Below are 6910 nucleotides of genomic sequence, written 5' to 3'. Positions count from 1 at the left end.
AAACAGACTACTATGATAATTTAAACGAGTCAGGTAAAGTGGCCTGACTTAAACAAACTGGTCTCCGATGAACTCGGGGCGATTCAATACACTTGTGCGCTATTGACTCGTCTGTGTCACAAAATAACGCTATAATAATCATAATTGATCTTTGGAGAAACTCATTTGCTAGCTGTTATACGCGTTTTTATTATGCTGATGTTTATATTATTCAGTTGTATTTTTGGTTTATTACTTTCGATTATAAGACCATTTCATCCCAATAATGTACATATTATAGCGAGCTGGTTTGGCTCAATGGCTAAAATGATTGGCGTTAAATTAGTTTTAATACGTCATAAAGATGCAATTGATGCAGGCCCTGCAGTTTATGTTGCTAATCATCAAAATAGCTACGACTTATTTACAGTGCCTGCAATGGTGCCTAAAAACTGCGTAAGTTTGGGGAAAAAGAGCTTAAAGTGGATCCCATTTTTCGGTCAGCTTTATTGGTTGTCGGGTAATATATTAATAGACAGATCGAATCGCTCCAAAGCAGCGGGAACTATCTCCAAAGCAGCCGAAAAAATTAAAAATAATGGCTTATCTGTATGGATGTTTCCAGAAGGCACACGAAGCTATGGAAGAGGGTTGCTACCGTTCAAAACAGGTGCTTTTCACACCGCAATGAGCGCAGATGTACCCATAATTCCGGTATGTATGAATACAACACATAAAACCATTAAGCTAAATCGTTGGGATAATGGTACAATTTACATCGAAATGTTAGCGCCTATACCGCTTGATAAAGAAATTAGCGCGCGTGAGCATGCTAAAAGCGTGCATAGCATTATGGCTGCTAAAATAACTGAATTAGATGCTCAAGTGAGAGAAAAATAATGGAAAACTGGCGTGAAATAAGTGAAGACATCGTAAGTTCACTACTTGAAGATGGATCAGATCCTGAAATACTTTATGAAGTAGAACACCATTTTGTGTGTGAAGACTTCCCTAAACTAGAGCAAGCTGCATTGGCTGCTTTTAAATTAGGCTACGATGTTGAAGAGCCAGCAGAGCTTGAGCTTGAAGATGGCAGTAAAATTTGGAGCTTTGACATTGTAGTTGAAGCTGAGCTAGACGTAGACGTTATTATGGAAGACGTTGATAAGCTAGCGCAACTAGCCGTTGAGTGCGACGTTGAATACGACGGTTGGGGTACTTACTTTCAAGAGTAATTAATTACCCAGCATTAGAAAAATAGTAAAGGCGAGCATTTAATAATGCTCGCTTTTTTAGTTTTACCCCCTATTTAAGCTTTAAATACACTCACTAGCCTCTATATAAATCAAAAATGCACATTACTAATTTAAATATTGTTATTACCAATTTAAATGCGGTTATTACCAATTTAAAATTACCCTTGAATTTATCTCTATTTTTATTTTTTTATTCATACTAAATTAATATTACCCATAATTATTGGTAAGCAGTGTTATTTATTTTTTAGTACTTATGTCTGAAATTAAAATTTATTTTTAAAAAATTAATTCGTTACTCAATAAAATCTAATGTGTTGATTAAATTGGAATTTAATTTTTTTTAAGTAGTAATAAAGATGTAATTAATACTTATTTGCTGTACCACACAGTGTTGACATATTGGTAACAGTAAATATAACCTTTACCCCGCCTTCGGGTATACTTTTGGTAATGTTAACTGGTAAGTTTTATTTGCCATTTAAATTACCATTACTATTCATACACAATTAAAAACCTGTATAGCGGTAAGATCTAAGTGTTAGTGAATTTCACTAACCTAAGTAGTTAGGTTGTTTTTATGTTCAGGTTTAAAGGAATAAAGATAATGATTAACCACAAGAAATTGTTTATTTGCACTGCAATTACTGCAACCTCAGCGTTATCTCACGCTGCAACTATTAATAACCCTGGCTTTGAAAGCGGTTTTAGTAGTTGGAACGAAACTGAGCCAGCGGCTATTTCATCTGATGCATATAGCGGATCTAAATCGTTAAAAATTCAGGGTAGTCCTGCACGTGTTTATCAATTAGTAAATATTCAGCCAAACACTGAATATACGTTAAGTGCTTATGTACTTGGTAAAGGGCAGATTGGGGTTAACGACTTAAACGGTTTATTTAAAAACAAAACCTTTGATGTATCGTCTTGGACTAAGGTAACTAAAACGTTTACTTCAGCGAATACCAATTCACTGCAAGTATTTGCTAAGCATTACAATAGCTCAAGTGATGTACGCTTTGATAATTTTACATTAGTTGAGGGCAGTAATAATGGCGGTGGCACTGATGATGGTGCAGGATCTGGAGACGGTACAACGATTCCAAGCAGCATTACAAGTGGTAGTGTTTTTGATTTAGAAGGGGATAGCCCTAACCCGTTAGTTAACGATAGTACGTTAGTGTTTGTACCTTTGGAGGCACAGCATATTACGCCTAACGGGAATGGCTGGCGTCATGAGTACAAGGTAAAAGAAAGCTTGCGTGTTGCCATGACACAGTCTTACGAAGTATTTGAAGCAACTGTAAAAGTTGAAATGTCTGATGGCGGTAAAACAATTATTTCACAGCACCACGCCAGCGATACTGGGACTATTTCTAAAGTGTATGTTTCAGATACTGATGAATCAGGTTTTAACGACAGCGTAGCGGGTAATGGCATTTTTGATGTCTATGTTCGTTTGCGTAATACCAGTGGCAATGAAGAAAAATTTGCGCTAGGTACTATTACAAGCGGTGAGTCATTTAACTTGCGAGTGGTAAATAATTACGGCGATGTAGATGTAAGTGCACTAGGTAATTCGTTTGGTATTCCTGTAGAAGATGATTCTGAATCTTACTTTAAGTTTGGTAACTACTTACAGTCTCAAGATCCAAATACTCTAGATAAATGCGGTGAAGCAGGTAACTCTAATTCATTCAAAAATTGCTTTGAAGATTTAGGCATTACCCAATCAAAAGTAACAATGACTAATGTTACTTATACCCGTCAAACAAACTAAGTAGCCACTTAATTATGGCCACTCAATTGAGTGGCCATATTAAATATGCGTTTTAATTTACAGCCATTTTTTATTTTTAAAATACACACCAATACCGCCAGTGAGCACAATTAAAAATATGACAAAAGCACTAAACGCATAAGGGCTCTCTGTACCAGGAATACCTCCTACGTTTACACCTAAAAGCCCCGTTAAAAAGCCCAGTGGTAAAAAAAGTGCTGCCACTACAGACATAACATACATTCGCTGGTTTAACTGCTCAGAAACTTGGTTAGTGATTGTTTGCTGAATAATTTGCGCACGCTCAATCGAACTATCTAGCTCTTCAAGATAACGAATTAATAAGTTAGTGGTTTCATTAAGTTTTGCTTTATCGTCATCTAATAACCATAGGTAGTGGTTATTTACCATTGAGCTAAGGGCTTCTTTTTGCGGTTTTAAATAACGTTTTAAGGCAATAGTTTGGCGTCGCAATTGTGATAAGCCTTGGTTGTCAAACTTTTTACTTGGTTCATCTATTTCTTCTTCAAACTCGTCGAGTGTTTCATCTAGTGAGTCAATAACGCTTTGCATACGTGAGGTTAATTTTTGTGTAATAGAGCACACTAATTCAGAAATGTTGCATGGGCCTTTATTTTCATTTAAACAGGCGAGCGTATCTTGCACCGATAATAAACGGCGCTTACGGGTAGTAATAAGAATGTCTTCGCTAATAAATAAACGAATTGAAACCATGTCTTCAGGGCTTTGTGCTGGATTTAAATTTACACCACGTAAAAATAACATGTGCCCGTTAGTTGTAGCCGTAATACGTGGGCGTGTTTCATCAGCAATTAAAGACTCTAGTTCGTAATCGTTTAAATGAGGCTGTGCCTTGAGCCATTCAACTGCCTCACTTTGGCTATAATCCATGTGCACCCAAAGTTTACCTTGGCTTGGTTGCCAGCTATTTAGCTCATTAGTGCTTCCAATAGGACGAGCGCCGCCTTGTCCATCAAGTACAAGTGCATGTAGTAAACCATTAATCATAATTAGTTCTCATAATAGTGTATTTTTAATACTGTTAACTATAGTGTATCTACTTAGTTGCTTACAGGCTTACCTTTACTTTTAATAAGTTAAGCTTAAATAGCAAAATATATGCAGAGCCTCTGTGTTGAGCAAAGTGGCATTAAAGTACGGCTTAGCAAGGCGTGCATTGTGTGACCAGTTGCTTAAAAAGATCAATTTAATTTACTAATCGACTAGATAAATTTATTTCGTTGGTGTTTTTTGGTCTGTAGCGTATAAGTCACTTTTTTATTAAGGGCACATTTATGACAGCAAAGATCACAGTTGGTTGGCGTGAGTGGTTAAGTTTACCTGAGCTTGGTATTAACGAGATAAAAGCAAAAATTGATACTGGCGCTCGCACTTCATGTATTCATGCAATTAACATTGAAGAATACGAAGTTGACTCAGAAAAATGGGTTAAATTTACGGCCCAACCACTGCAAGATGATGAACAAACGCAAGTCACTTGCAATGCAAAAGTTAAAAAAATGAAGTACGTAACCAGCTCAAGTGGGCAAAAAGAGCTACGCTACTTTATAGAAACTACATTACATGCAGGCGAGCATAGCTGGCCTATCGAGCTTACTTTAACAAGCCGTGCAACAATGAAGTTTAGAATGTTATTAGGGCGTACAGCCATGGAAAATCGTATAGTCGTTGACCCGGCTTTATCTCAACTATTAGGTCGTAAGGTTTAACTATGAAAATCGGTATTTTATCTCGTAACAGAAAGCTATATTCAACACGTCGCTTAATTGAGGCAGCAGAAGCACGCGGCCACGAAGTTAAAGTGATTGATGCATTGCGTTGTTATATGAATATCAACTCTGAGCAACCAGAAATTCACTATCGCGGTGAAAACTTAAAAGAATTTGACGCAATTGTCCCGCGTATTGGTGCATCGGTTACATTTTATGGCTGTTCGGTACTTCGTCAGTTTGAAATGATGGGTGTTTATCCTGTAAACGAATCAGTCGCTATTTCTCGTTCGCGCGATAAATTACGTTCACTTCAGTTACTTTCGCGCAAAGGCGTTGGTATGCCAGTAACAGGTTTTGCCAGCAAACCCGATGACGTAAAAGACTTACTAGAAATGGTAGGCGGTGCACCTGTTGTAATTAAATTACTTGAAGGCACACAAGGCATTGGTGTTGTACTTGCTGAAACACGCAAAGCAGCTGAAAGTGTTATTGAAGCGTTTATGGGCTTAAAAGCCAATATTATGGTTCAAGAATATATTAAAGAAGCGGGTGGTGCAGACATACGTTGTTTTGTACTAGGCGACAAAGTAATCGCAGCAATGAAGCGCCAAGCACAAGAAGGTGAGTTCCGCTCTAACCTTCACCGTGGTGGTAGCGCTACATTAGTTCGCATTACTCCAGAGGAACGTAAAACGGCAGTAGCAGCGGCTAAATCAATGGGCTTAAATGTAGCGGGAGTTGATTTACTTCGCTCATCTCGTGGGCCACTTGTGATGGAAGTTAACTCATCACCGGGTTTAGAGGGCATTGAAATAGCAACAGGTAAAGATATTGCAGGTATGGTGATTGATTTCATCGAAAAAAATGCCTCAAGTAAAGGAACAGCAACACGTGGCAAAGGTTAAAATTAACCGTCCTTTTTCCTTATTAGGAGAAAATGTAGGCGTAGGCGAGCGTAAAACGCTTGCCTTAGAAGCAGCTAAGCTTTACACCCATTCACCACTTAATATTCCTATTGAAGTGGTTAACGGTGTAATGGAAGGCCCTGTGCTTATGGTGTGTGCGGCTATTCATGGTGATGAGCTAAATGGTGTTGAAGTTGTGCGTCAGTTACTTGCTAAAATAGATCCAAGCCAACTGCGTGGAACAATAATCGCTGTGCCTATTGTGAATGTGTTTGGCTTTATTCACAAATCGCGTTATTTACCAGATAGACGCGATATGAATCGCAGCTTCCCAGGTTCTGAACGTGGTTCATTAGCTGGGCGTATGGCTTATATGTTTTTTAATCAAGTGGCAGTACATTGTACTCACATTATTGATTTGCATACTGGCGCTATTCATCGTACTAATTTACCGCAAATTCGCGCTAATTTAGAAGATGAAGCAACCGCTGAAATGGCTAAAGCATTTGGTACGCCGGCGGTTATAAATGCATCCCTTCGTAATGGTTCATTACGCAGTGAAGCCGCAAACTTAGGTATACCTGTTATTACTTATGAAGCAGGCGAAGCGCTACGCTTTGACCCTATCGCTATTGCGGCAGGTGTGCAGGGCGTTGATTATGTTATGCGTCATTTAAAAATGATCCGTGGCAAGCGCCCTAAAAAGTTACCAGATCCTATTATTGCAGGTTCTACTAGTTGGATACGTGCAGAGGTTGATGGCATTGTACGTGCACAAGTATCACTAGGGGAGCATGTAACTAAAGGGCAAGTGCTTGCATATATAAGTAGCCCTCTAGGGGATTCTGAACTTGAGCTTTTAGCGCCTAAAGGCGGTATTGTTATTGGTCAGCAAACGATGCCATTGGTAAATGAAGGTGATGCGGTATTCCACCTTGCTTACTTTGCAAACGACAATAGTTTAGTAGAACAGCAACTAGAGAACTTTATTGATGAGATAAATGATTTAGATGACGAGCTTAAAACAGCTGAACTAAATAACTAATAGCTAGGGCGTGTTTAACTTTGCGGATTGAAATTTGTTCAATTTAGGGGCGATTAAATCGCGGCGCGAGGTTTGTAACCTAGTGGGCTAAGTAAAAACCGAGTAACAAAGAGTTTATCGCCCCTAGGCAGAACCCGAAGGGCAGCGCATGTTTGGCATTTATGCTGCGTTATCGCCTATTTATGGGGAGT

General features: G+C 38.6%; 7 protein-coding genes. 6 read left to right on the top strand and 1 reads right to left on the bottom strand.

Going from position 1 to position 6910, the window contains the following annotated elements; translation table 11 throughout:
* The first annotated feature begins 165 nt into the window (after positions 1-165).
* The 3 genes from GQR47_RS18445 (at position 166) to GQR47_RS18435 (ending at position 3015) form a co-directional block, all read left to right on the top strand.
* Entirely contained in the window at positions 166-879 is a 714-nt protein-coding gene (locus GQR47_RS18445) for a 1-acylglycerol-3-phosphate O-acyltransferase (protein ID WP_165724271.1), read from the top strand.
* Positions 879-1214, top strand: coding sequence for a ribonuclease E inhibitor RraB (rraB, locus tag GQR47_RS18440; RefSeq protein WP_002961968.1), 336 nt, complete (start codon positions 879-881; stop codon positions 1212-1214). Before GQR47_RS18445 ends, rraB begins: the two co-directional genes overlap by 1 nt.
* Before the next feature lie 628 nt (positions 1215-1842).
* A complete protein-coding gene (locus GQR47_RS18435; protein ID WP_024605063.1) occupies positions 1843-3015 on the top strand; it encodes a polysaccharide lyase family 7 protein in 1173 nt (390 codons plus the stop codon).
* Between the two features lie 57 nt (positions 3016-3072).
* Here GQR47_RS18435 and GQR47_RS18430 read toward each other — a convergent pair whose 3' ends face one another.
* Positions 3073-4044: a zinc transporter ZntB gene (locus tag GQR47_RS18430; RefSeq protein WP_024605062.1), complete on the bottom strand. Its 972-nt coding sequence runs from the start codon at positions 4042-4044 to the stop codon at positions 3073-3075.
* 287 nt (positions 4045-4331) lie between these two features.
* Between GQR47_RS18430 and GQR47_RS18425 the strand changes: the two genes are divergently transcribed.
* From GQR47_RS18425 to GQR47_RS18415, 3 genes are read left to right on the top strand one after another with little or no spacing between them, the layout of a single operon-like run.
* Complete coding sequence (locus GQR47_RS18425) at positions 4332-4766, top strand: ATP-dependent zinc protease (protein WP_002961974.1); 435 nt, start codon at positions 4332-4334, stop codon at positions 4764-4766.
* A 2-nt stretch (positions 4767-4768) separates the two neighbouring features.
* Positions 4769-5674 carry a 30S ribosomal protein S6--L-glutamate ligase gene (gene rimK / locus GQR47_RS18420; protein WP_002961977.1) on the top strand — a complete coding sequence of 302 codons (906 nt, stop codon included), beginning with the start codon at positions 4769-4771 and terminating at the stop codon, positions 5672-5674.
* Positions 5661-6719 (top strand): succinylglutamate desuccinylase/aspartoacylase family protein, encoded by a 1059-nt coding sequence (locus GQR47_RS18415; RefSeq protein WP_002961978.1) that lies wholly within the window; start codon positions 5661-5663, stop codon positions 6717-6719. Before rimK ends, GQR47_RS18415 begins: the two co-directional genes overlap by 14 nt.
* Positions 6720-6910 lie beyond the last annotated feature (191 nt).

The organism is Pseudoalteromonas sp. Z1A2 (genome assembly GCF_011378755.1).
GTDB lineage: Bacteria > Pseudomonadota > Gammaproteobacteria > Enterobacterales > Alteromonadaceae > Pseudoalteromonas > Pseudoalteromonas distincta.
Note: the sequence above shows the minus strand (reverse complement) of the source record. Positions and strands in the feature narration are given on the sequence as shown.

Bases quoted from the DNA above. Each gene is read 5' to 3' on its own strand.
- GQR47_RS18435 (WP_024605063.1), top strand. From the start codon at position 1,843: ATGATTAACCACAAGAAATTGTTTATTTGCACTGCAATTACTGCAACC.
- GQR47_RS18425 (WP_002961974.1), top strand. From the start codon at position 4,332: ATGACAGCAAAGATCACAGTTGGTTGGCGTGAGTGGTTAAGTTTACCT.
- rimK (WP_002961977.1), top strand. From the start codon at position 4,769: ATGAAAATCGGTATTTTATCTCGTAACAGAAAGCTATATTCAACACGT.
- rraB (WP_002961968.1), top strand. From the start codon at position 879: ATGGAAAACTGGCGTGAAATAAGTGAAGACATCGTAAGTTCACTACTT.
- GQR47_RS18430 (WP_024605062.1), bottom strand. From the start codon at position 4,044: ATGATTAATGGTTTACTACATGCACTTGTACTTGATGGACAAGGCGGC.